The 23,373-nt window shown below is 35.5% G+C and carries 19 protein-coding genes and 2 pseudogenes; 6 read left to right on the plus strand and 15 right to left on the minus strand.

What is annotated here, in order from left to right:
* The 5 genes and pseudogenes from CQA66_RS02865 to CQA66_RS02885 form a co-directional block, all read right to left on the minus strand.
* Nucleotides 1-172 (minus strand): annotated as a pseudogene (locus CQA66_RS02865) (proline dehydrogenase family protein); the annotation flags it as partial.
* Between the two features lie 67 nt (nucleotides 173-239).
* Nucleotides 240-791 (minus strand): hypothetical protein, encoded by a 552-nt coding sequence (locus tag CQA66_RS02870; RefSeq protein ID WP_104763125.1) that lies wholly within the window; start codon nucleotides 789-791, stop codon nucleotides 240-242.
* Nucleotides 792-943: 152 nt separating this feature from the next.
* Nucleotides 944-4,480, minus strand: a complete 3,537-nt coding sequence (locus CQA66_RS02875) for a bifunctional proline dehydrogenase/L-glutamate gamma-semialdehyde dehydrogenase (protein ID WP_104763126.1) — start codon at nucleotides 4,478-4,480, stop codon at nucleotides 944-946.
* Nucleotides 4,481-5,186: 706 nt separating this feature from the next.
* On the minus strand, nucleotides 5,187-5,612 hold the full coding sequence (locus CQA66_RS02880; RefSeq protein ID WP_233707748.1) for a cupin domain-containing protein: 426 nt from the start codon (nucleotides 5,610-5,612) through the stop codon (nucleotides 5,187-5,189).
* Nucleotides 5,613-5,640: 28 nt separating this feature from the next.
* Nucleotides 5,641-5,793 carry a twin-arginine translocation signal domain-containing protein gene (locus tag CQA66_RS02885; protein WP_104763128.1) on the minus strand — a complete coding sequence of 51 codons (153 nt, stop codon included), beginning with the start codon at nucleotides 5,791-5,793 and terminating at the stop codon, nucleotides 5,641-5,643.
* Between the two features lie 224 nt (nucleotides 5,794-6,017).
* Between CQA66_RS02885 and CQA66_RS09235 the strand changes: the two genes are divergently transcribed.
* Together CQA66_RS09235 and CQA66_RS09240 are read left to right on the plus strand one after the other, a co-directional pair.
* Nucleotides 6,018-6,224 carry a hypothetical protein gene (locus CQA66_RS09235; RefSeq protein WP_158657013.1) on the plus strand — a complete coding sequence of 69 codons (207 nt, stop codon included), beginning with the start codon at nucleotides 6,018-6,020 and terminating at the stop codon, nucleotides 6,222-6,224.
* Nucleotides 6,196-6,372 (plus strand): hypothetical protein, encoded by a 177-nt coding sequence (locus tag CQA66_RS09240; RefSeq protein ID WP_158657014.1) that lies wholly within the window; start codon nucleotides 6,196-6,198, stop codon nucleotides 6,370-6,372. The genes CQA66_RS09235 and CQA66_RS09240 overlap by 29 nt, the downstream gene beginning before the upstream one ends.
* Before the next feature lie 128 nt (nucleotides 6,373-6,500).
* Here the strand turns inward: CQA66_RS09240 and CQA66_RS02890 are convergent.
* From CQA66_RS02890 to CQA66_RS09245, 3 genes and pseudogenes are all read right to left on the minus strand, one after another.
* Nucleotides 6,501-6,737 (minus strand): annotated as a pseudogene (locus CQA66_RS02890) (NAD(P)H-dependent oxidoreductase); the annotation flags it as partial.
* A complete protein-coding gene (locus CQA66_RS02895; RefSeq protein WP_104763130.1) occupies nucleotides 6,725-9,394 on the minus strand; it encodes an AAA domain-containing protein in 2,670 nt (889 codons plus the stop codon). The pseudogene CQA66_RS02890 and the gene CQA66_RS02895, both read right to left, overlap by 13 nt.
* 130 nt (nucleotides 9,395-9,524) lie before the next feature.
* Complete coding sequence (locus tag CQA66_RS09245) at nucleotides 9,525-9,701, minus strand: hypothetical protein (RefSeq protein WP_158657015.1); 177 nt, start codon at nucleotides 9,699-9,701, stop codon at nucleotides 9,525-9,527.
* A 248-nt stretch (nucleotides 9,702-9,949) separates the two neighbouring features.
* On the opposite strand from CQA66_RS09245, the gene CQA66_RS02900 reads away from it, so the two are divergent.
* Entirely contained in the window at nucleotides 9,950-10,897 is a 948-nt protein-coding gene (locus CQA66_RS02900; RefSeq protein ID WP_233707745.1) for a phospholipase A, read from the plus strand.
* 127 nt (nucleotides 10,898-11,024) lie between these two features.
* Nucleotides 11,025-12,890, plus strand: a complete 1,866-nt coding sequence (locus CQA66_RS02905) for a tetratricopeptide repeat protein (protein ID WP_104763131.1) — start codon at nucleotides 11,025-11,027, stop codon at nucleotides 12,888-12,890.
* 7 nt (nucleotides 12,891-12,897) lie between these two features.
* On the opposite strand, the gene thrC is transcribed toward CQA66_RS02905, so the two are convergent.
* The 3 genes from thrC to trxA all read right to left on the minus strand — a co-directional run bounded on the left by thrC (nucleotide 12,898) and on the right by trxA (nucleotide 15,771).
* Nucleotides 12,898-14,400, minus strand: coding sequence for a threonine synthase (thrC, locus tag CQA66_RS02910; protein WP_104763132.1), 1,503 nt, complete (start codon nucleotides 14,398-14,400; stop codon nucleotides 12,898-12,900).
* Nucleotides 14,401-14,500: 100 nt separating this feature from the next.
* Entirely contained in the window at nucleotides 14,501-15,448 is a 948-nt protein-coding gene (trxB, locus tag CQA66_RS02915; protein ID WP_104763133.1) for a thioredoxin-disulfide reductase, read from the minus strand.
* Between the two features lie 2 nt (nucleotides 15,449-15,450).
* Complete coding sequence (trxA, locus tag CQA66_RS02920; protein ID WP_104763134.1) at nucleotides 15,451-15,771, minus strand: thioredoxin; 321 nt, start codon at nucleotides 15,769-15,771, stop codon at nucleotides 15,451-15,453.
* Nucleotides 15,772-16,163: 392 nt separating this feature from the next.
* Between trxA and CQA66_RS02925 the strand changes: the two genes are divergently transcribed.
* The gene (locus tag CQA66_RS02925) at nucleotides 16,164-17,456 is read left to right on the plus strand and encodes a citrate synthase (RefSeq protein ID WP_104763135.1); all 1,293 of its coding nucleotides are present in this window, start codon (nucleotides 16,164-16,166) and stop codon (nucleotides 17,454-17,456) included.
* 680 nt (nucleotides 17,457-18,136) lie between these two features.
* Here CQA66_RS02925 and CQA66_RS02930 read toward each other — a convergent pair.
* The 3 genes from CQA66_RS02930 to ribA form a co-directional block, all read right to left on the minus strand.
* Nucleotides 18,137-18,691 carry an LPP20 family lipoprotein gene (locus tag CQA66_RS02930; protein ID WP_233707746.1) on the minus strand — a complete coding sequence of 185 codons (555 nt, stop codon included), beginning with the start codon at nucleotides 18,689-18,691 and terminating at the stop codon, nucleotides 18,137-18,139.
* 174 nt (nucleotides 18,692-18,865) lie between these two features.
* Nucleotides 18,866-19,624: a cyclase family protein gene (locus tag CQA66_RS02935; RefSeq protein ID WP_104763136.1), complete on the minus strand. Its 759-nt coding sequence runs from the start codon at nucleotides 19,622-19,624 to the stop codon at nucleotides 18,866-18,868.
* A 61-nt stretch (nucleotides 19,625-19,685) separates the two neighbouring features.
* A complete protein-coding gene (gene ribA / locus CQA66_RS02940; protein ID WP_104763137.1) occupies nucleotides 19,686-20,279 on the minus strand; it encodes a GTP cyclohydrolase II in 594 nt (197 codons plus the stop codon).
* Nucleotides 20,280-20,455: 176 nt separating this feature from the next.
* Between ribA and argJ the strand changes: the two genes are divergently transcribed.
* A complete protein-coding gene (gene argJ, locus CQA66_RS02945) occupies nucleotides 20,456-21,769 on the plus strand; it encodes a bifunctional glutamate N-acetyltransferase/amino-acid acetyltransferase ArgJ (RefSeq protein WP_104763138.1) in 1,314 nt (437 codons plus the stop codon).
* Nucleotides 21,770-21,929: 160 nt separating this feature from the next.
* Here argJ and CQA66_RS02950 read toward each other — a convergent pair whose 3' ends face one another.
* On the minus strand, nucleotides 21,930-23,372 hold the full coding sequence (locus CQA66_RS02950) for a mannose-1-phosphate guanylyltransferase/mannose-6-phosphate isomerase (RefSeq protein WP_104763139.1): 1,443 nt from the start codon (nucleotides 23,370-23,372) through the stop codon (nucleotides 21,930-21,932).
* Nucleotide 23,373 lies beyond the last annotated feature (1 nt).

Genomic DNA, 23,373 nt, shown 5'->3' on the forward strand with positions numbered 1-23,373 from the left:
CATACAGAATAAGCGGATGATTCTTGGCAATTTCAAAGCTTGCTTTTAGATTCATTCCCTCCAACATTTCAAAAGTAAAACATTCTTCTGCTCCAACTTCTTTAATACGCGTCATAGCATAAGCTATTTGAAAGATATTATGTGAGGCAATACCAATATTAATGTATTTAAAATGAGAATCTTGCAAGATATGTCGCATCATATAGTCAATAATTTAATTTAGTCAATAATTGATAGATTTATTTAGATGAGATTTCTTTCATTTGTTGCTTCAAAACTTCACACAATTCGTTTGTTTCAGCTTCCACATACAGCAAGGTATCATTATAACGTAGTTCAAGATTCTCTAAAAACTCTCTATTATTAGCATCAATTTTATCATGCAACGTGCACATTTGGAGAAACCCATTTGCCATTCTCTGTTGATAGAGATCATAAGCTTGTTTGTCTTGTTGTGTGAGTTGTTTTTCTAATTTATCGCCTTTCAACGGATTACCATCTTCATTGGTGTATTTTTCTGCGATTCTAGTAGCCTTTTGCGAGGCTTTACCCATATTAACTATTGCATTGACAAATTCACACATTTCTTTCGGTTTATTCCCATACTTACATTTATTACCGTCAGCCCATTGTTGTACTTCTTCATTAGAAAATTCAACTATTCTCTGTTGTGCTCGCGAATGCACTTGATTTACCATATTTTGTAAATTATTTATATCAATATTGTCATAAGTTAAGCCCAATTCTGATAGCAATGCTACTAAGCAAAAAGCAGTAAAAACTTGTTTCATGAACCCACCTTCCTATTTGTTTGTAAAGCTTGGTTGTGTTGCGATGTTCTTTTAGTGCAACTAAGCCGTCCTTATATTTTGTCTCTTAATCCGCTTAATTCTCGCTCTATAATATGTTTAAGCTCCATAATTAGCAGGAGGCATTGAAGCAATTATTCAGCCAAAACCCTTCTGCCTAGATTCCCATACCGATGAAATGCAATGCTTGCCGCCCTCTCTGTGTGGTAATACAGCAGCTCAAAATAACCATTATCATAAGGTTTGTGATTAGCGATAAGCTTGCCTTTCGCGCCACATTCCTTAATAAGTTTTAGACAAATTTCGCTGTGAGAATCTAATGCTCCCAAATAACGAATAAGCTCATATTCTGGGGCATCAGCGATGAAGTCTTGCAGGCTTTGATAAGCAATAGTGAGATTCTGAATGCCCATTGCCTTGCTATTCTCTAGCACAAATTCTAATGCTTGGCTAATTTCTGTTGCTTTAATACTTAAAGTAAGCTTGGTATTAATAATCTGGCATGCAGCAATAATCTTGAGAATATCGCTTAATGTGTCCTCTTTGCTTACGCGATAGATAACAGATTCAACGGGGATATAATAAAAGATGTTGTCTTCACCGCGAATATGCACAACATCTCTTTTTTGTATAAATTCTTTTTCATTGTAGTATCCATAACTTTGGATGCTTTTTAACGTCCCTTTCACTTCGCTTTCTAAGCTATGCCCTTGTAAGTTTGATATTATGAAGTGTTGGAATCTATCTTCAAAGACGTTATTGCTTTGTGTAGCCTCTGCGATAGTCGCCGCGTCTCTTTCTGTCTTAGCCGTTATGTTAAGAAATTGTGTTAAATAGTTATATCCGCCTGCCTTTCTACCAAATCCAATTGCAGATTTTTTAATGCCGCCAAATGGTTGTCGTAGCACAATTGCCCCCGTAGTTGGTTTATTAATGTAGATATTTCCTGCTTGTATATGTCGCAAGTAGTATTCCCACTCTCTCTCATCAAGGGATTCTAAGCCGCTCGTCAAGCCGTAGCCTGTAGAATTGGCGATATGTAGCGCATGTTCTAAGTCTCTCGCGCACATGACAGAGAGGATAGGAGCAAAAAATTCATTAAGATGAGAGAAGCTGCCCTCTCTCACGCCATACTTGATACAAGGCTTCATTGCATAGGGATTTTCATTCGCGAAACTAGGCTCTAATGCCCATTCCTCATCTACTTGTAACTTTAATCCTTCTTTAATTTTTTCATTAATAGTATCACTAAGATAACCAATTTTATTCTTGAATTCAAATGGCGAACCGACATTTATGCTTTGTGCCGCATCGACTAAAGTACGTTTAAAGTTTTCGTCTTCATAGACTTCTTTTTCAAGGATAAGTAGCGAAGTTGCACTGCATTTCTGCCCAGAGTTTGAAAAGGCTGAATGTAGAATGTTCTTAGCGGCTTGGTCTCTATCCGCCATTTTGGTAACAATTGTCGCATTCTTGCCTCCAGTTTCCGCACTTAAGAATAGGGTGGGGTTTTGTTCTAAGATTCTGTAAGCAGTTTCTTCTCCGCCTGTAAGAATCGCGAAATCTGCCCTTGCTAAAGCCACTTCGTTAATATCTTTCCCGCTTGCTGGGAGAAAGACCAAATATTCTTTTGGCAATCCTGCTTCATAGAAGCATTCACAGATCATACTGCCCGTGATACATGAAATATTGGACGGCTTATAAATTACACGATTCCCGCTAGCAAGACTTGCTGCAATGCCACCCACAGAAATTGCCACAGGGAAGTTCCAAGGCGTAATAACTACACCTATACCTTTAGGACTAAAGTCATAATTATTATGTTCTTTTAGAATCTTCTGCATACTGTGTGGATAAAATCGCAAGAAATCTATAGCTTCACTAACTTCGGCATCCGTTTCTATGAAAGTTTTGCCAACTTCTAGCGCAGAGATTCCAATTAAATCGTTTCTCTTAGCCGCAATAATTTCAGCTGTTCGTAAAAGAATATTGCCCAATTCTTCAAAGCTTAAGATTTGCTTACTTGCTTGCAAGAAATCTACTGCTTGCGTGATGCTTGCTGCGCTTGCATTATGCACTACTCCAATCAGATGGTTTTCACCTTTTGCTTTAATCTCGCGACTATCAGAATCTTTTATTCTGTTTTCGCCAATAATAGGAGTAATAGTAACGGGAGTAAAATTCTGATACTTCTGTTTAATTTGATTTGCCCATTCTCTATTGCACGCAAGGACAAAATCAGTATCAGCTTCATTGTGGAATGTTTCTAAATTCGCTTGATTGGTAAAAGGTGCTTGCAATCTGTTTTGATTTCTATAACTTGTATCACGTACAGATTCCATGCCATGCAATGATTCAATAAAAATCTGTTCTTGTTGTTTCCATGCCGCAGAATCAATTTCCAAATCAAAAGCATAACGCATAAAATTATCTTTGCCCGTGTTTTCATCAAGTCTTCTAACAAGATAAGCTATTGCATTATTGAAATGCGAATCACTACAAACTGGCGCATACAGAATAAGCGGATGATTCTTGGCAATTTCAAAGCTTGCTTTTAGATTCATTCCCTCCAACATTTCAAAAGTAAAACATTCTTCTGCTCCAACTTCTTTAATACGCGTCATAGCATAAGCTATTTGAAAGATATTATGTGAGGCAATACCAATATTAATGTATTTAAAATGAGAATCTTGCAAGATATAATTAAGCATTTTATTGTAATTGGAATCTGTATCGACTTTATGTCTGAACGTTGGGAGTTCCCAATCTTTGATGCTCGCTATTGTTTCTTCTGATTCCATATTTGCCCCTTTAACTATGCGAATCTTAATAGGGGGCTTACCGTCTTCTACTCTTGCTCTTGAAAAAGCAACTAATTTTTTAAGATATTCATAAGAATCTGGTATATAAGCTTGCAAGACAATGCCCGCTTTAATATTAAATTTTGCAATAGATTCCATAAAAGCCGCGACGGTGAGTTCTAAATCTTTAAATTCTTCCATATCTAAATTAATAAACTTTGGATTACCATTTTCTTGTTGTGATTGCGCTATTGCATAAAGTTTGTCTAATCTTTTAACAATTTCATCTTTAGAATATTCAAAATCAAGGATATTAATTTGTGAAAAAATAGTGGTTATTTTAATTGATATGTAATCAATATATTGTGAATTGAGAGCGTTTTCATATTTACGTAAACGATAATTTGCCTCTAAATTGCCTAATACTTCTTCACCAATTAAATTCACATTCAAGCCAATATGCTGTTTTTTACGTTTGTCAGTATGCTTCTTTAAGAAAATTGGATTCTCATCGAGTACCATTGTTTTAGTATCATTTTTGAGATTCTTAATAAAAAAGGGGACACTTAAGGCAGGAATATTTTTACCAATGCCTAGAAAACTTTGCAATAAGATTTTTTCAAATGGTGAAAAAAAGTCTGCTATGCCGTATCTTTGCAATGTGTGCGAAATAAATTCATAAGCAGTCAAATGATCTTTAGAGCGAAAACTCTTGTCGAGCAATTCAATAAGCATGACTTTATTTTGAGGATTTTGAAGCATTTTCATCATTTTTTTACGAAACTGCTTTTCAGAATAGCTTAAGTCTTTGTTAATTTGATACTGTAGTTTTTTAGCGAGATCTATACTTTCTTTTATGGCGTCTTGCATCGTTGCTCCTTAACTTGAAAATGAATAAAGATTTAGGCTTATTGTATCTTAAAGTTTATTAATTACAACGCAAAATCTTGTAGCCCGACTTGTGTAATTTTGGTAGATTCTAATAGGAACAAATAAAGAGATAAAGCCTATATTGCTTTAGGAATTTGTTAGAAAGTTAAGTCTATTATATGGGATTCTTGAGCCTTGCTATGCAAGACTTCATAATAACAAAGATATTGCCGTGTTGCTCCTGCTTTGTCATGTTGAATGAATATGAAACATCTCTATTTGAATCCTTATTGAGATATTTCGCATTTGCTCAATATGACAAAGGGAAGAGCGGGATTCTTTAGTCGCTGCGCTTCTTCAGAATGACAGGCTATGGTTTTACAAGTACGTATTATTTATACTTCATTTCAGATTCTCTTTTTGTCATGTTGAGGCGAAGCTGAAACATCTCTTTTTGTTTTTAAGAGACTCTTCGCTTTTTTGCAAAAGTCTAAGGCACGACAAACGTTATTATTCCTCTATTCCTCCGCCCAAGCAGAGCGAGGGAATTTCCACTTTTTCCACCTATGCGGAAAGGGGTTAGGGCGGGTTATTGTGTTAATTCTTATCTTGTTATGTTGAGCCTCATTCTTGTCATACTGAGTTTGTGAGGCAAACAAAGTATCTCTGTTAGAAGTTTTTAAGAGATTCTATACTTTGAGATTCTTTACCTTGCCTCTTTGATATAGCTCTCATACTCTTCATCACTTAAGAGTTGTAGCCAAGTAACATTCTTGCCATCTTTTTCGTGCGTTAGCGCAATATGCGAACCGCTTTCACTTAGTCCCGCGCCATGCCAATGTGGAATATCTGCCGGACAAAGCACCGAATCGCCCTCATGTGCGACATGCACAACTCCCTCTTTTGTGCCTGTGTAAATCGTGCCTTTTGTAACAATAAGCGTTTGCCCCGCTGGGTGCGTATGCCACGCTGTACGAGCACGAGGGCTAAAGCTAACAAGCGCACCGCTATAATTGCGATAATCCCCGCTTTTAAAAAGCATTTTGACATTAACTTCGCCGCTAAAGATTTTAGAATCTCCCTTAAAGCTTCCTAGACTTCCGCTTTTGATAACTTCTTGTGCCTTTTGCATTTGTGCCTCCTTTGCTAAAAGATTAAGACTAAATAGACCGACTAAGCCAACAACAAACAACTTTTTCATTTTTTTCTCCTTTGTTTCTTGTATTGTTTTGTGCAAAAACTGGGCTTATGCCTGTGCCGATAACTGCGCCTGTGATGGTGAGAGTTTTGAGGAGTTTTCTACGATTTTGCATTATGTTCCTTTGTGTTTTGATTTTTGGATTATTGAAATATTAAAATCATAAGTCCCAAGCGTATTTGTGATAGAAAAAAGCAAATTTGCATACATTTCAGTTGCCCTAGCACTAATGATTCCATCTAAATCAATAATATTTTCTCTATCCCAACCAAAGCTTTCTAAGATAGAGGTAACTTTTCTTTCGCCTCTGCACTATCGCCAGATATAAAAGCATTATGATTGCCACTTAAGCTTTTTGGATTAAGCATTAGAGTATATACATTGTATTTAGTGTTTGTCAATGGCTATGGTTTATTAATCCTTAAACTTTGGCGGATTCCAAACTCTGGCTCTGGGGTTAATCGTGCGATAAGATGCGCGATACTCTTGCGTGAAATCAGCCCATCTGGATTCTTAAATGTTTCACCCTTTTGCGTTAGCTCATAATCTAATCAGCATTACTAAACCAACATGGGCGAATAATCGTGTATTTGAGATTCGAGCTCTCAACAAGCAGCGCATTTTCATGATGGGAATTAGCGCGGAGCTAATGCGACCAAAATTACGATTTGGAATCTCTTGCACCAATGATTAAGACTTTCATATTCCCTGTTTTTAAGGATTTTTGCAAGCTAGACTAGCCAAGCCCAAGCTAGCAGCAAAAACCAATAAATTTTGAATAAATTTTGCCATGAATGATTGGCATTTTTCTCTTTCATCATCTTATCCTAGCACTTTGCGCAAATGCGACCTGTAATTCGCGATATATTTTTCAATTTGTGGATTTTTTATTACATTATTACACATAAAAGTGGGCAGAACTTTCATTCCCAAAAATTCATGTGTTTTATGCAAAGGATAGTAGACCATTTCCACGCCCAAGCTTTCAAAAAGCCCTTGCTTATCCCTAAAAGCCTCAAGTGGCGCATTCCACGTAACGCTTAACATCACCCTTTTGCCACTTCTTGCAAGGTTTGTATAATCCTTGCTTTTTCATTGCTATCTGTTGTGCTTAAGCGCATTAATTTTAAATCATATTTTTTCAAAATGTTGTTTTTATATAAATCCCTTTGATATTGCTTTGTTTCTTGCTTGTGAAAAGCATAACCATCGACTTCTATGGCGAGAATTGGCTGTTTATTCATCGTGCTATAAAGTAAAAAATCCAAATGCGTGAGCGGATTTTGCGCATATTGTTTTTCGTTTTCATCAAGTAAATGATAGGATTTTAAGAGTTTATACAAGGGATAATGTATGACAAAATCTAAGGCGAAATTATTTTCTTCTAAGATTTCTTTAAGTAAATGATAGATGAGGTTTTCCGAATCATATTTTGAAACTTTTTGCTTATTCTTAAAAAATTGATGTCTTAAGCTTGTGTTTTCTTGGTAAAGCAAATCAAAAACAGAATGAATCTTGCTTTCTTTAAGCTCAAAATTATGATATTGCACATAATCAATAAAATCACGAATATGCCCTTTTTGTTCGTAGATTTTATGTGAAACAACCATTCTTAAATACCGCTTTGCTCGTGTTATCGCAACATTGAGCATTTGCGGGTCGTCTATAAATGCGTTTGATTCGTTTGCTGTGGTGGTGATGATAATAGCTTCTTTTTCTCTACCTTGATATTTATGCACGGTATCAATTTGGATTTTTTGGCTTATCTTGGATAGGTGATTTTGCAATAATGCTTTTTGCTCATTAAAGGGCGTGATGATGCCTATGTTTTCATGTTCTATTTTTGCTTCCAAACTTGGCAAAAGCTCTTGCATGACAACTTGTACCTCTCGCTTATTGCTTTGCCCTCTTGCAAAGTTTCCCTTTGGAGTAATCAATACTTCTATTACATCGTTTTCATAAGAATCTTTTGAAAAAATGACAAGTTCATTGTTATAAAACTTTTTGTTACAAAATCCAATGATTTTAGGATGACAACGATAATGCTCTTTTAAAAGCACTTTAGGAACATTATTTAGACTCTTGCTTGCTGAAGAAAGAAAGCTTTGCAAAGCATAATCATAATGCTTTGGAATAGAAAATTTCTTTGAGAGTATTGCGATTTTCTCTATATCGGCTTTAGAAATAACATTCCCAAGCTGCTTGCTATCACCTACAATAACGATGTTTTTCGCCGCACTTAAAGCAAGGATTGCCGTGCTTAAATCCACTTGCGAAGCCTCATCTATAATCACATAATCAAATACACAATCAAAATGCAGTGAGGATTTTATAGAATGCGTGGTGCTAAAGATAATAGGATACTCCCCTAAAAACTCTTGTGGCTTATCATACAAATCCTTAAGGCTAAAAACTTTGCGTTGTTTTTGGGAATCAAATTTTGTCTTTAAATGATTTTTTAAAAGTTGCAGTGAAGTGTTTGTGAGATTTTTTAGAATCAAGTCTTTATCTAAATCTTGTAATTCTTTCTTATTAGATTCTATGCTCTTTTTCAATTCGTCAAGTTTGTAGAGATAATACAAATTTTCATAAGTGCTTAAAATATCATTCGTGGCTTGCTTATAAAAACTAAAGTTACCGATACCTTCAAGAAAAATGAGCTTGAGTTTAGAAAAGAATGAAATATTTTTGTTATTTTCAAGGGCTATTTTTATTTGGAGTATCTTTTGTGAAGTAAGTGTTTTGGGGTTTCGTATTTTAGGCAAAAGATAAGACTTTTCTTTTATAAAATACTCAAACTCTAATGAAAAATCTTTTAAAAAAGATTGATTCTTCGCTAAGTTATTTTGCAAGATGAATATTTCTTTAAGCTTTGTGTTATAAAGCTGTATTTGTTCTATGTGGCTATGAATATTGATTGCCTCATAGCTTAAATCTGCATACTCACCACTTTGATTTTGTATGAAAGATTCTTTATTCTCTTTGTTACCCAAAAACGCGCAAAGGTATTCTAAATCATAGTCTTTTAATTTTTCATAGACATTTTGTATCGCTGCATTATTATTTGAAACCACAGCAATACTTTTATCTCTATACAATAAGTTGGCGATAATATTAAGTATGGTTTGTGTTTTGCCTGTGCCTGGTGGTCCTTCTATAATGCTGATTTGATTTGTCAGTGCATTTTGTACGGCTTGAGTTTGGGATAGATTCGAACCAAAAGGAAAGAGTAGGGGCTCTTTATCGGTAAATTTCTTGCAAATTCCATGCAAATACGCATATAGAGCTAAGTTTGATTGTATATGTGTGATTTTGTCAAAGAATTTTTGTAAAAGCGATAAGCCTTGCTGATCTTTTAACCCTATACTTGAGACTATTTCTTTGCAATAAGTAAAAACATCTGCTTTTTTAGGTTTGCTTATCTCTAACTCACAAGCAGGTATGAGTTTGGAGCTTTTATCGTTAAAAAAGATTTTATAGTATTCTTTGAAAAGAATGATTGTATTGACATTGTAGAATAAAGACTGCTGGAATTGTGTCTGTGGATTAATAATCTGCGGGTTGTCAAATACTACAAATGTTCCAGCTTTATGAGTGTAGATTCGATGATTATGAAAAAACTTAACTTTTAAGCATTCATTTTCGAGAGTATACGATTCAATATCTTGCGTTCTATCTTGATTTTTTAGAAGAATCAAATATTTTTGTGTATCCATGGCTTTCCTTATTGCTTTTTCTAACAAAAGACTTTACAATTTGTTATAACGCTTGCTTTTATCGTGTTTGATTCATTTTATGTTGTGATTTATTTATCTATTTGTCAGGTTGCCCCTTTCTTTTGTCATGCTAACCTCCCGTTGTCATGTTGAGCGTAGCGATGCGGGAGCGAGTAAATTCCCGCCGGGATAAACATCTCTTTGTTAAACGAGATTCTTCACCTTGCAAAGCCGGTTTAGAATGACAAATGCCGAGATTTTTGAGAGATTCTTCAGTCGCTTTGCTTCCTTCAAAATGACAATGCAAAGATTGAAATTCTTCGCTTTCTTAATGAAAGCTTAGAATGACAAAGACACAATTTAGAACGATAATTTTTGCTTTGTTATTTTGATTCTATTTCTTACCACATTGCGCATTCTTTCAAAATAGAAAAATATTTTGAGATTCATGCAGAAATTGAAAACATAGTGATTTTATAGCTCCATTTAATGCTTATTGCAAATTGTATACTACTATTTTATTCTTTTTTCATAATGAATAGATTGGGAGATAAAGTGCGATTTATTCTTATTTATATTCTCTGCGGTTTGTGTCTAGCACAGACGACAGAGATAACTCAACAAACCAATATAAATTCTAAAACACCTTTTAACGATACAGACATACAAGCAGAGTACCAAGCTATACAACCCCCACCAATTGCTTCTAAGACTGCATTGGCACATCAAAATTTTTTCACACGATTCAAAATTTATGAACCATGGTATATCATTCCAGCATACTACAGTTTTAGTAAAATGTATAGCCATACTTTACAGAAAGTAGACTTCAAATCACAGATTAGTTTTCGGCTAGAGTTATTAGATAATGTGCTATGTGAATTTTGTTCTTTTAGCTTTGATTACACACAAAAAATATATCTACAAACTTATAATTCCGCTCAAAGTTCGCCCTTACGAGATATTGATTTATCACCCCAACTAAGCTTTATCTATAAAAAGCCGTTGTATCTAGGCGGAAATAGCTATATCAATTGGCTCTCTATAGCGTATACACATGTAAGTAACGGAGAAGATGATAAAATCCTCGTAGAAGATTCTAGAAACACCGTACGTAGCAAGGCACTTGATAGAATCATCTTTGCGGCAAGCTATAAAAATGGGAATTTTACTATCCAACTTAGATTGTGGGCAATTATTAGCGTATTTGATGGAAAAACAACTAATCCAGATATTGGCAAATATATTGGCTATGGAGATATAAAGCTCGCCTATCAATACCGAGATCATCTTATAGAATTTACTGTCAATAATATTGTCAATAATTACTTTAATCGAGAATATTGGAATTTTAAAGGCAATGTAGAAATAGATTATAGCTATGGAATCACAAAACATTATGCTATCTTTTTACAATATCTAGTGGGACATGGAGATAGTTTGTATGAATATAGCTTGCCTGTTAATCGCATAGGTATCGGGATAAGATTAAGGGACTTTTGATGGCTTAACTGTGCAGAAATAACACATTTCAAGTTCTTACTGTATTACTCTCTTTGTATTTAATCACTATAAAAACGCATTTTGCTACAATTATCAAGATTATTATATTAAATATTAAAGGTAATTCATGGATATGAATATTGCTCAACATTATTTTAACAATGCACAATATTCTAAATGTGTTGAATCCTGTTTACAAGTTATTGCGAAGAGTATTGAAAATATTGAGGCTTGGGGGTTATGTGCGTTAAGTTATGAAAAATTAGGTAGAAGAAGTGAAGCTATCGATTGTCTTCAAGAAGCCTTAAAAATCGATAAAGTCAATGGAGGAGCTAATGCGTTCTTTTTGTCTCTAAACCTCGCGGAATTTTACAGACGTAGCGACATGACACTGCAGGCTATTGCTTTACTAAGTAGCTTTTTGCCAAGACAAGATGAAAACTTGCATTTTAATCTCGCTAAGTGTTATGGTGATTTACAGGATTATGAGCAATCTATCAAACACTATACGATGGCTATCCAGATTAATCCCGCTGATATGCACGCTGTATTCAATCTTGCCAATCAGCAAGCAGCGATTGGTAGCTTAAAAACAGCATTGAAATATTATTTGCTTGCCTATGAAGGTGGTATAGGTGATGCGGGTATTAATTTAGCGCAAACTTATGCGGATTTAGGTAATATAGATTCCGCCCTTGCCCTATACCAACAGCTAGAACCAATGTATAGCAAAGATTCTAACTTTTACTTTAATTATGCAAACACTTTATGCGTTGCAGGGGATATTGAACTTGCAAAGCAAGCCTATATCAAAGCCCTTTCTCTTTATGGTGATGTACGTTACATTATTAATCTTGCGTATTTATTTCTAAGTATAGAAGATTTTGAACAAGGCTTTTCTTTATATGAGCATCGCAGACCGCTCCTTGCTTCGGCAAAAACTAATCACTTCCCTAAGCACTTTCTTGACTTTGGTTTGCGAGATAAGAATGAGATTCTAAGATTTATTGAGGATAAAAAAGTTGCGCTTTACCACGAGCAGGGATTCGGGGATAGCATCATGTTTGCGCGTTTTATCCCGTTACTTTTATGCAAGCAAAAAATACTTTTTGTCTCAAAAGAATTATGTGCTTTATTGAGTTGTTTTAATTTGGAAGTATATACTACTTTTTCGGAAGACTATGATGTTGCTATTCCGTTGCCAAGTTTGGCTTTTTTATTGGCAGATTCTCTAACTATTAGGGAATCTTTGCAAGAATTTTCTGCATTACTCTTGCAATTCCTGAATAATCATCCTAAAGAATCCGCAATACAAGAATATCTTGGCATAACATTAGATAGCGAGCCACACAAACCACAACTTACTGACTTGCCTACAACAATGCAACAAACTACTCATGCGATTCCAACTTATCAATCAACTAAGGAAGAATCATCCTCCAAACGAATGCCAAACAATGACAAAAAAATTTCACAAGTAGCGCAACAGGCACAAACGTATTCTTCAACTACTACTTACACAATAGGCGATAAAATATTAAGGGTTGGATTGAACTTTAGCTCAAATCCGCATTTTCAAGATGCGCGTAAAAAATCTCTTTATCCTCAAAAACTCTTAGAATCTCTTCCTAGGGAAGGGTTGCAATATGTCAGCTTGCAATATGAAGGATTAGATTCTGATTTATCACAAGAATACCACGTGCTAGATATGTGTGAGCATATTAAAGATTTTCATGATAGCGCGCTAATCATTAAGAATCTTGATTTAGTTATAAGTATTGATTCAGCCGTAGCGCACTTAAGCGCGAGTTTAGGGATTGAAACACTCGTGTTGCTACACAAAAAACATGATTGGCGTTGGGGTAAAATAGGGCAGCATAAGACAACGATTTGGTATGACAAAACGCAGCTTTTTATCCAAGAGATTGCTTATCAATGGGATAAGCCCCTGAAAGAATTACAAAAATATCTTGAAAAGAAAGCGCGATTCTAAGAATCTACTATACACAGAAATGAAGAATTTCTTCTTCTAAGTCTGCTACCTGATAGATTGAGGTATGTATTTCCTTTTTACCAAAAAGAGAGAGAATTTCAGATTCTAAGGCAAAATTTGGATTGATATTTGTGCGAATTTCTTGCTGGATTTCCTGTAATGTATGCAAATCATCAAGAGCGTCCATTCTCTTTGAATCACCGCCTTTGAGTGCCTTAAAAGTGGCTTTTGCAAATTTAGCAAAATACGCCGTAGACAGAATAACTTGTGCCTCTTGCGTTGGCAATGTATTGGTGCGTAATTTCGCAAAGAGATATGCATTGCTTGTGTGCGGATCAAGCATATAATGCTCTTTAAATGCCTGATTGATACCCTCAAGACAAGCGGTATCGCTGAAACTACGTGCTTCAAATACTGTTTGAAGTTGTGCTAATTCTTCTTTTGTAAGCGAGAATATACGTTCTGTATCCAGAGATTCCATATATTGTTTTGTCTTCTCTGCGCCAAAGTATGCAAACAGCAATCGTTCGATGTTAGAACTTTTGAGAATATCCATAGCAGGGGAAAAAGACGTCACAAGGGTCTTATTGCGTAAATCATAAACACCCGTATTAAAAAATTCACTCAAAATATCATTAGGGTTACAAGCAATACAAAGTTTTGTAATCGGCACACCAAGCTCTCTAGCAAAAAACCCCGCAAGAGCATTGCCAAAATTTCCACTAGGTACAATCACATCAAATTTTTTTATGCCTTGTTTGAACATTTCTCTAGCAATCACAAAATAATAGACGATCTGAAAAGCAATGCGCCCTATATTCACCGAGTTGGCTGCACTTAAGGCATAGCCTTTGCGCGAAAGCCGCTCGCGAAAGCTTTGCTTGTTTAGCAGCGATTTTAATGCGCTTTGCGCAGTATCGAAGTTACCATGAATGCCAAACACTTTTAGATTCGGCGCAGTATGTGTAGTCATTTGTAGTCTTTGCACTTCGCTTGTGCCTCCACTTGGGTAGATACAAATCGCACGTATGTTAGTCGAATTAGCAAAGCCATGCAAAGTAGCAGGTCCTGTATCTCCGCTTGTAGCACTAAGAATAAGATATTTTTGCTTTTGCTCTTTTGCTAAGGAATCTAACAGGTGAGAAAAGGGCTGCAATGCCATATCTTTAAAGGCAAAGGTTGGTCCATGATAAAGCTCTAAACAATACAGATTCCGGGCAATTTGGATAAGCGGCGCAATTTGGGGATGTCGAAACGACTCATAGCTTTGCAGAGCGGATTCTATATGGGAATGCCCTGTTGTCGCAAGAGATTCTATAATGCCTAATTGCGAAAAAACTTTTCTACATATCTGCGTATAATTTGCTTCTTTAAGCCATGAGAAATCTTGGAATGACGTTATATTAGCAAATGTATAAAGTCCGCCTAGATCGGCATTTGGATCGAGGATTGCGTCAGTGAAAGTTGTATAAGTTGGGTTATTACTGCGGGTTTGTGTAAGATAATTCATGCCACCTCTTTGAAAAAGATTAAAGAATGATTATAGCCTATTCTTTAATCCAAAATCTTACATTCATGTTGTTATCAAATCGTATAGAAGAACAAAAACGTTACTTATGTGATTCTAAATAAGTGATGGCTTCCAAGGCAGCTTGCGCTCCGTCTCCAGCAGCACAGACTACTTGTTTAGGAGCATCTACACGAATGTCTCCGGCTGCAAAAAGCCCCTTAACGTTTGTGTGCATTTTAAGATTGACATTCACTGAACCAAATTCATTGACATCACAAAGATAAGAACCATCTGTTTGTTTTAGAATCTGATTATTTACATCATATCCTACAAATTCAAAGATTACAGGCACTTCTAATGTGCTAATTGTATTTGTTTGAAGATTCTTTATTTTAAGGCTTGATACGCCTTTGTCATCACCGCAGATTTCTTCTACCGTATACGGAACAAGGAAATTAATTTGTGGATTATTCCTTGCATGCTCTACGGTGATTGGTGCGGCACGAAAGCCATCCCGCCTATGAATCAAATGAACTTTGGAAGCAAATTTGGTTAAGTAAATGGCTTCTTCTAGCGCCGTGTCGCCACCACCTAAGACGGCTACTTCTTTCTTTTTATAAAAGAATGCATCGCAAGTGGCACATGTGCTAACGCCTCTCCCCCAGAATTCTTGTTCGCCCTTAATATTGGATTTACGTGGTCTGCCGCCAGTTGTAATGATAACTGATTTTGATTCCGTAGCTTCTTCACCCTTACCGCTGTTATGTATAATAATGAAGTGAGAATCTTGCTTCTCTATGCGAATAACCTCCGACATAGTATGTTTTAATCCAAAACGAAAGCATTGCTCCTGCCAAGGATCCATAAAGTCAAGACCAGATTTAATTTCTTTTACTCCAGGGTAATTTTCAATTTCGCTACTGCCTGTAATTTGTCCGCCAGGTGCCCCTTTTTCAAATAATACAACTTCTTTTATCCCACCCCTTGTCGCATACAATCCAGCAGACAATCCAGCAGGACCACCGCCGATAATTGCTAAATCTATCATAGTTAGCCCAACAAAGCATTAAGCTTTTCTTGCAATGCCGGCTTAGACGTTACGCCAACTAATTGATCTTTGATTTCACCATTTACCATAAAAAGGATAGTAGGGATACTACGAATCCCGAATCTTTCCCCGAGACTTTCTTGTTCGTCGGTATTAACTTTACAAATTTTTGCACGACCGCTATATTCTTCTGCTAATTCATCAATAACAGGTGCTAGCATTCGACACGGACCGCACCAAGGTGCCCAAAAATCTACCAGGGCAACACCTTGTTTTACTGTTTCGTCGAAATTACTATTTGTGAGTTCTATATATTGTCCCATGCTATTCTCCTTAAATTAGAACTTAAGAAACGATTACGTTGTTTAAGTTGAATGATTATAACAATATTTCAGTTAATGATATAATCAGGTTAATCTCTACCATATTTTAAAATGAAAATAGATAGTTATAGATAAATTTTATTGTTTAATGTTAAATAAATGGTATCGAAGTTATAATGTTTTTCCAATCAAATAATCGTTATTTATTATCTATGAGATATGATAATTTTTGTAACATTATTAGATATGCAAGCTACTTTCTTTACAATAACAATAGCAAAAAACTTGAGAATAGAGTAGAATAAACCATTATGCTAAACTTCATTTGGAGAATTAAATTCCAATTAGAATCTACAAGTTTCGCACATAATTTCATATATTAAGGAGTAGTCATGAGTAAAGATACAGTCACTCTTACTAATAATACGACAGGTGAAAGTTTTGATTTTGATTTAATTACTTGTACACGAGGACCAAAGGCTATCAATTTTAGCAAACTCTTTGAGACTGCAAAGCTATTTTCTTATGATCCAGGTTATAGCAGTACCGCAGGCTGTGAATCTACCATAAGCTATGTCAATGGTAAAAACGGTGAATTGCTCTACAAAGGCATTCCCATTCAGGAGTTGGTTGCAAACTATAAATTTACTGACGTGTGTCGCTTGTTGATTACAGATGAAGGTTTGCCAAAGAATCAAAACGAGTCTGATGAGTTTGATATAGAGTTACGTCATAGAGGCTTTTTACACGAAAGATTAAAAAGTGTTTTTACGGCATTCCCAGATAAAGCACATCCTATGGCAACTCTATCGGCACTTGTGAGTGTTTTAGCAACACTTTATTATGATCATAAAGATATGGATGACGAAGATGATTATCAAACAATGGCAAGGAGAATCATTGCAAAAACTGCAACAATGGTTGCATTTTGTTATCGACACAGTATTGGTGCGCCATTTATCGAGCCAGATGTGGAAAAGAGCTATGTTGAAAATTTCTTATATATGCTACGTGGTTATCCACACGGTCGCTTTAAACGTAAGTTGCAAGGGGAAGAAAGCATCCGACCCGTTGAAGTTGAGGCTCTTGATAAGATTCTTACTCTCCATGCGGAACATGGGCAAAATGCTTCCACTACAACAGTGCGCAATGTAGCTTCTACTGGAGTGCATCCTTATGCGGCTATTTCCTCTGGAATATCAGCCCTATGGGGTCCTGCACATGGTGGTGCAAATGAGGCGGTATTAAGGCAGCTTAATGAAATTGGAGATGTAAATAATGTTGATAAATATATTGAACGTGTGAAAGATAAAAATGACCCCTTTAGACTTATGGGGTTTGGGCATCGAGTATATAAAAACTATGATCCAAGAGCAAAAACCCTAAAAGCTTTAAAAGACGACCTAAATAAGCGCGGTATCAAAATGGATATGCGACTTAGTGAAATTGCCGAAAAAGTAGAGGAAGTAGCACTTAACGATAGTTATTTTATCGAGCGCAAGCTTTATCCGAATGTAGATTTTTATAGCGGTATTATTCTTACAGCACTAAAGATTCCAACCGAGCTCTTTACTCCGATATTCGTATTGGGAAGAATGCCCGGGTGGTGCGCTAATTTAATTGAACATGTTAAAGATCCTTCTGTAAGGATTACGAGACCTAGGCAAGTGTATTTGGGTAAATAGTTTAGCCCGATTTAAGCAAATTGGTAAGTAGAGATAAGTAGAGAGTTGGCTTTGGGCTCAAAGCAATAGGTACAGAAGTGTTAATATTCGAAGAATATCGTTTTGCTTTTTTGAATTGAATCAGTTGAGAGTTCATTTGCTAGGTTTGTATAGCTTTTATAAGCAAAGTCTGCTTGATATCTTTTATTTCTTTATAATGTAAATGATTCTGTGGTTTTAAAAGGATGAATCTGATCAAAAAGCTACGAGTTTCGATGTTGGTAATCGTGTAGTTGTTATTGTCGTTATTAGGTTTTTGTAATTTTTAAACTCTGTGATATTTGTTCTAAGATTATTTAATAAAATTAGGATTCAATATTGAGGTTATATATAATCGAAGAGTTGAAAAGTTGCAATAATCGTGATTTGTTGTATTAACTTTTTATTTCATAAAGCAGCAAGAAATGAACCAAGAACTTCCAAGAATTTGAAATTTAAATTCCAAGATTTAGATTTATGGTTTGTATCGATGCAATTCGCATCGATACAAACTAACGAACCACAAGATATAAATCATAAGTTATTCTCTAATATTAGAGAATAATATCCAAATTTAATATCCAACTTAGCCTTTTGTTTTTGTGCAAGCTTATATGATTCTAAGCTTGATTCTGCAGAAGTTACATTATGTATGAGGTAAATTATTGTAATAATTCTTCGACAGTGTGCGATAGTCTTCTTGCTTGATCTGCATTAATATTTAATACTTGTTCCCCACCTTTTAATGCTTTTTCGTATGCTTCTTTATCCATAGCTACAAGTACATATATTATTTGCGGATTGGATTTCCTGTCAATCCATCTTTCTACCATTTGTGTTTGTTGTAGATTCAGCTCCACTTTTTGTTTGGCTGCTTGTAGGTTGTTTTCAGAAATTTTCATACCATCACTTTGTGCTAAATCTTTGATTGCTTGTTCTACTTTAACACTCACGGTTTGTGCTATTTGGATCCTAGCATTCATAGTAGCTTGATTGGTTGCATAGTCTATGTTACCGTCAAGAAATTTAGCCGAACCCACTGCCACAACCATTGCATTAGCCTTTTCCTTCCCTGCTGCAATGCTATTAACCCATTTAGGCTCGTCAGAGTTAGAAGTGACTGACTGGGATTTATCCCCACAAGACAATAAGAATACTCCAAGAATAGCAGCGAAAGCAGCTTTGTTCATGTAAGATAATATATTGTTGTTTTTCATCATATTCCCCTTAAGAAATTCAAACTGATTCTTATTTTACAATAAAATTGTATATGACATTGCAAAATCGATTTGAAGAAATGACAAGATTCTTAATTACTATATTATTCCTAATATTAATACTTAAATCATTGTAGTATTTAAAATTCATTACTTAAGCTATTGTTATTCGAATTACGAGGATGTAATAGCAAAAGCCCTTGCAGGAAATCCGGGAAATCCTTTAAATTTAGGCACACCAATTATTATAATGCTTCCACAAGGAGGCAGTAAGTCAAGATTCTTTAATAATTCAATTTGGTATTTGTTGTTTTCCAAGACAAATTTCTCTGCCAACAAATGCCCATTTTTTCTAATATCACAGCTTGCATCGGTATCCAATGTCTCATGTCCTATTGCACATATACCACGTTGATTGATTAAGAAATCTAAAGCCTCTATACTCCAACCGGGAGTATGTGATACACCGTTTGAATCCTTGTGGGTAAAATCTTCTTTTTCCCAACGTTTACTCCATCCACTTTGGAAAGCCACAAAACTATCTTGTGAAATTTCTCCATATTCTTTTTCGAAATCAATAATATCTTGAGTTGTTAGAATAAAATCAGGATTTTCTCTTACCTCTTGTTCTTTATTAATGACAAAAAGAGGCAGAATAAACTCTTTAAGCTCAATTTCTTCGAGTGTTCTTTTGTTTTCCACAAAATGCACAGGGGCATCGATATGCGTACCATATTGCGTTACAAAAGATACCTTATTGACGAAAAAGCCATCTCGTTTTACTGTATAAGGCGTTTCTATTTCGACATCAGGAAAAGAACCAAATTTTGGAATCTTGCTATGTACCTCATGTGTAAGATCTATCCATTTCCCTTTACGTAACGTTTCTAATGCTTGTGTGATGGCAGTTTGTGTATGTGTCGTTTGTTTCATTGTACTTCCTTATATTACAGAATTTGACGCGTCAAAGATTGTAATCTTGGATTCTAAATGGTTATAGCAAGTGCCCCAATTTATTTTTTTTGACTTTAAGATATTCTCTATTATACTCATTTGGTTCAATAATAATAGAATCTCTAACACATTTTGCATATTTTTGCATTTGATTTATTTTACGAGGATTATTGGTGAGCAATCTAATTTCAGAAATATTAAAATGCTTGAAAATTTCTCCTACAATATCATATTCGCGCATGTCTTTATCAAAACCTAATGCTTCGTTTGCTTCTACGGTATCCATGCCACCGTCTTGTAAATTATAGGCATTGATTTTATTGAATAATCCAATACCCCTTCCTTCTTGCCGCAAATAAATCAGCATGCCGCCTTGCTCATAGATTCTTTGCATAGCAAAAGCTAACTCGGGTCCACAATCGCATTTTCTTGAGCCAAATACATCTCCAGTAAGACATTCTGAATGAATACGCACTAAAGGAATGTTTGGCAAAGGATCGGTGAAAACTACTAAATGCTCCACAGCAGTTTCTTTTGTATTGGATTGCTGGTGTTTATATTCGCGAAATGCTTTGGTTTGAAAATTGCCAAACCTTGTGGGCAACTTCGCTTGGTTTGAAATTTCAATATTCATAGTGTTGTCTCCAAGGAATATTTGTTTTTCATTGAAAAAACAAAATAGTATCGTAGAATTAATATAAAACATGAATTATAGAGTATCATTCTAAAACTATAGACAATAAGCCTATATCATCAGTAAATTCAAGTGATATTTAGGATTCAATAATGAAGTTTGTAAAAGGATATGACATGAGTAAAAGTGAGGAATTATCAAGAGGTGATTGTTTGCAAACAGAAGCAAAACAAGGCAAGGTGGATAATCAATTGTTGCAACTGGAGCAAAAGCAAAAAAAGTTTTGCAAGAGCGGGAAACTTCCTAGAGGGTTCGAGCTTTCTGGCATTAAGTCGTATATTAAATACAAAAACCGTTTTGATCTTGCGTTGGTATATTCACAAGAAGATTGCAATGCTGCTGGAGTGTGGACGCAAAATAGCATGCAGGCAGCTTGTGTTCTTTACAATAAATCACATATTCAGAATCCTATTCGAGCAATTATGATTAATTCGGGTTGTGCGAATGCCTGCACTGGGGTACAAGGAGATAAGAATTGTTTCAGTCTTGCTAAGGCATTAGCTAATGAATTGCAAATAGATTCTACACAAGTTTTGTTAGCTTCCACAGGAGTTATTGGAGAGCAATTACCCATAGAGAGGATGTTTTGTGCTATTCCTAAGCTAGCAGCTAGTAAAGCCACTACTAGGGATTCTATTAAATACGCAAGTAAAGCTATTATGACGACGGATACTTATCCAAAAACTTACGGAGTAAAGGTTTCCTTTGGTAAGTTGAAAGGTAGAATTTGGGGGATGGCGAAAGGTTCTGGAATGATTCACCCCAATATGGCGACCTTATTAGGTTTTATCCTTACGGATATATCCATAGATAAATCTCTCTTGCAAGAAGCATTGCGAGAAGTCGTACAGGAGAGTTTTAATCAAATTAGTGTTGATGGTGATACCTCCACTAATGATATGATTATTCTTCTCTCCAATAAAGCAGCTAAGAATCAAGAAATCACAACACAAAATCGCGATTATCAGGAATTTAAACGCGCATTAATGCAGGTGTGCGTCTCTCTTGCCAAACAAATCGCTAAAGATGGCGAGGGGGCAACGCATTTATTAGAAGTAATACTTAAGGGGGCAAAAACAAAAGAACAAGCACGTAGGCTTAGTCGAGCGGTTATTTCCTCGAATCTTGTTAAAACAGCTATTTTTGGTAAAGACGCAAATTGGGGTAGAATTATTTGCGCTATGGGGTATAGTGAAGTAGCATTTGATGCAAGTAAATTACACTTGGTTTTTGCTAGCAAAAATGGCAAAGTTACGATTGTAAGGAATGGTGTAGGCGTAAAATTTAATGAGAATAAAGCACGTAAGATTCTTAGTGCGTCAAAAGTGCGTATGATTATTCATTTATATGATGGAGAATATGAAGCAAAAGCTTGGGGTTGTGATTTAAGTTATGGCTACATACGTATCAATGCTGATTATCGCTCATGAAGTTGTGTTAATCTTTGGAATCTTTTAGGATTCTAAATGTCTTGTATCAGCAGGCAATTGGCGATATTGCGGTTGTTTCAAGCAATTGTTCGATAATGTAGATTCCGATTTGAAATAAGGCAAAAATATAGGTGAGTTATGAATCATAAGAATCTAAGAATTAACGCAAATAATCATCCTCCATTCTAACAATATCATCTTCTCCTAAATATTCACCTACTTGTACTTCTATTATTACCAAATCAATATTGCCCGGATTTGTCAAGCGATGTGTCTCTCCCATAGGAATATAGGTTGATTCATTGGGTTTTAAAAAAAACTCTTGCGTACCTATTTGGACAATGGCACTTCCACTAACGACAATCCAATGCTCATTCCTATGATAATGTTTTTGTAGGCTTAATCTCTGTTTGGGTTTTACAAGGATACTTTTTAGTTTGTAGTGATGAGATTCTAAGAGAACTTTATAATTACCCCAAGGTCTATGTACTTCGTTGTGATTGTTTACAAGATTTGCATTTGTTTTTTGTAGCGTCTGTACGATTTGTTTTACTTCTTGTGTGCTCCCCTTTTTCGCGATAAGCAGCACATCAAACGTGTCGATAACGATATAATCATTCAACCCAATAGTTGCCACAGCCTTATTTGACATGATGAGATTATTAGTTGAATGAATGCTTTCTAATATTCCCTTACTGATATTGTTTGCTGTGTCTTTGTGCCATAACTTTCCCCATACTTCTTGTAAGGCATCAAAACAACCTACATCGTTCCATTGAAAATTTCCCTCTACCATTTTAAGCTTTTTTGTTTTTTCTATTAAGGCATAATCAATGCTTATATCTTCTATTTTCGCGCTTAACGTTTTATCTATTCGCAAGAATTGATGTGATGATGTCTGTTGTCTTTGCAAGCTTTTAACAATTTCCAAACATATCTGATACATTTCTGGTTGATATATTTGCATTTCTTCCAGAAATATTCCTGCTTCATAGCAAAACATACCACTATTCCAATAGTAACAGCCTTGTTGTAAATAAGCTTGCGCAACGTCTAAACTAGGTTTTTCATGGAAGGCAATCACATTATGTGTCGCGCTGTGCCCGTTATTATAATCCTTATTGGTTTCAATGTATCCATAACCAGTGTGCGCATAGAGAGGAAGAATGCCAAAAACAACAATATATCCTTGTTTCGCTAGAGATTCTGCTTGTCTTATACTTTGTTTATAGGCTTCTTCGTTATCGATTAAATGGTCGCTAGGGATACTCAATATAATTTCATGTGGATTAGTTTGTGCGGTTATTAGCGCGCTTATCGTAAGAGCTGCAGCGGTATTGCGCGGGCAAGATTCTAAAATAAAGGAATCTATCGCAATATGTTCTTCCTTTGCCTCATCGAGTGCCAAAAAATAATGTAATTCATTGGTGATAATCTCAAGTCTGTCTTGTTCCTCGTTGCGCAATAATTCTGCATTGCGTCTAAGTGTGAGCTTGAAAAGAGAATCTTCGCCTATGAGTTTGATAAATTGTTTTGGCATTAAGCTTCTAGAGAGAGGAAATAGTCTCGTGCCACTGCCACCACATAGAATCGAAATGGTCATT

Origin of the sequence: Helicobacter aurati (assembly GCF_003364265.1) — a bacterium.
GTDB classification, from domain to species: Bacteria; Campylobacterota; Campylobacteria; order Campylobacterales; family Helicobacteraceae; genus Helicobacter_A; species Helicobacter_A aurati.

Coding starts and splice junctions, on each gene's coding strand:
- trxA (WP_104763134.1), bottom strand. CDS start 15,771: ATGGGACAATATATAGAACTCACAAATAGTAATTTCGACGAAACAGTA.
- CQA66_RS02905 (WP_104763131.1), top strand. CDS start 11,025: ATGGATATGAATATTGCTCAACATTATTTTAACAATGCACAATATTCT.
- trxB (WP_104763133.1), bottom strand. CDS start 15,448: ATGATAGATTTAGCAATTATCGGCGGTGGTCCTGCTGGATTGTCTGCT.
- thrC (WP_104763132.1), bottom strand. CDS start 14,400: ATGAATTATCTTACACAAACCCGCAGTAATAACCCAACTTATACAACT.
- CQA66_RS09240 (WP_158657014.1), top strand. CDS start 6,196: ATGTTTCACCCTTTTGCGTTAGCTCATAATCTAATCAGCATTACTAAA.
- CQA66_RS02885 (WP_104763128.1), bottom strand. CDS start 5,793: ATGCAAAATCGTAGAAAACTCCTCAAAACTCTCACCATCACAGGCGCA.
- ribA (WP_104763137.1), bottom strand. CDS start 20,279: ATGAATATTGAAATTTCAAACCAAGCGAAGTTGCCCACAAGGTTTGGC.
- CQA66_RS02880 (WP_233707748.1), bottom strand. CDS start 5,612: ATGCAAAAGGCACAAGAAGTTATCAAAAGCGGAAGTCTAGGAAGCTTT.
- CQA66_RS02935 (WP_104763136.1), bottom strand. CDS start 19,624: ATGAAACAAACGACACATACACAAACTGCCATCACACAAGCATTAGAA.
- argJ (WP_104763138.1), top strand. CDS start 20,456: ATGAGTAAAAGTGAGGAATTATCAAGAGGTGATTGTTTGCAAACAGAA.
- CQA66_RS02950 (WP_104763139.1), bottom strand. CDS start 23,372: ATGACCATTTCGATTCTATGTGGTGGCAGTGGCACGAGACTATTTCCT.
- CQA66_RS02895 (WP_104763130.1), bottom strand. CDS start 9,394: ATGGATACACAAAAATATTTGATTCTTCTAAAAAATCAAGATAGAACG.
- CQA66_RS02870 (WP_104763125.1), bottom strand. CDS start 791: ATGAAACAAGTTTTTACTGCTTTTTGCTTAGTAGCATTGCTATCAGAA.
- CQA66_RS02930 (WP_233707746.1), bottom strand. CDS start 18,691: ATGAAAAACAACAATATATTATCTTACATGAACAAAGCTGCTTTCGCT.
- CQA66_RS02925 (WP_104763135.1), top strand. CDS start 16,164: ATGAGTAAAGATACAGTCACTCTTACTAATAATACGACAGGTGAAAGT.
- CQA66_RS02875 (WP_104763126.1), bottom strand. CDS start 4,480: ATGCAAGACGCCATAAAAGAAAGTATAGATCTCGCTAAAAAACTACAG.